Source organism: Streptomyces sp. RPT161, from assembly GCF_027533845.1.
Lineage (GTDB): Bacteria > Actinomycetota > Actinomycetes > Streptomycetales > Streptomycetaceae > Streptantibioticus_A > Streptantibioticus_A silvisoli_A.
Window position 1 is genome coordinate 1 of the sequence record NZ_JAPZVN010000081.1, and the last position, 1,120, is coordinate 1,120.

A 1,120-nucleotide genomic window follows, 5' to 3' on the forward strand; every position below is an offset into this window, starting at 1 on the left:
TCCGATCGAGGCGCAGGCGCTGCTTGCCACCTATGGGCGGGAGCGTGACGAGGACCAGCCGTTGTGGCTGGGTTCCATCAAGTCGAACATGGGTCATACGCAGGCTGCCGCTGGTGTCGCCGGGATCATCAAGATGGTGATGGCGATGCGGCATGGTGTGCTGCCGAAGACGTTGCACGTGGACGAGCCGACGCCGCATGTCGACTGGGCCGCGGGCGCGGTTGAACTGCTGACCGAGGCGCGGGAGTGGCCGCGGACCGATCGTCCGCGGCGGGCCGCGGTCTCCTCGTTCGGCATCAGCGGCACCAACGCACACACGATCATCGAACAGGCACCGTCCGTTGCCGATGACCACCAGCCTCCGGTCACGCCGAAGGCGCTGCCCTGGGTGCTTTCGGCCAGGACCGCCGATGCGCTGCGTGCGCAGGCCGACCGGCTACGTGCGCATGTGGCCGCCGATCCGGACCTCGGCCTGGCGGACGTGGGCCTTTCGCTGGCCACCGGGCGCGCGGCGTTCGAGCACCGCGCGGCCGTGGTGGCGGGGGAGCGGGACGGCTTCCTCACGGGTCTGACGGCGCTTGTCGAGGGGCACGGCGCGGCGGGCGTCCTCGAAGGCGCGACCGACTCCGGGAAGTTGGCGTTCCTGTTCACCGGGCAGGGCAGTCAGCGAATCGGGATGGGCCGGGAGCTGTATGAGTCCTATCCCGTCTTCGCCGAGGCGTTGGACGAGGTGTGTGGCCGGTTCGAACTGCCTCTCAAGGAGGTGCTGTTCGGTACCGATGCCGATGCGCTGGACCAGACCGCCTACACGCAGCCCGCGTTGTTCGCCGTTGAGGTGGCCCTGTTCCGGCTCGTCGAGTCGTGGGGTCTGAAGCCTGACTTCCTGGCCGGGCACTCGATCGGTGAGCTGGCCGCCGCGCATGTCGCTGGTGTGCTGTCGCTGGATGATGCCTGCACGTTGGTGGCCGCTCGCGGGCGTCTGATGCAGGAACTCCCGGGCGGCGGCGCGATGGTGGCGGTCCAGGCGGCGGAGGACGAGGTTGTCCCGCTGCTGGTCGAGGGCGTGAGCATCGCCGCGATCAACGGGCCGACATCGATCGTCATCGCCGGTGACGAGGCT

1 protein-coding gene is annotated in these 1,120 nt (G+C 69.2%); it reads left to right on the top strand.

Features of this window, described 5'->3' with window-relative positions; all coding sequences use genetic code 11:
* On the top strand, positions 1–1,120 hold a 1,120-nt coding region (locus tag O5O46_RS34985), incomplete at both ends, for a type I polyketide synthase (RefSeq protein WP_269859721.1).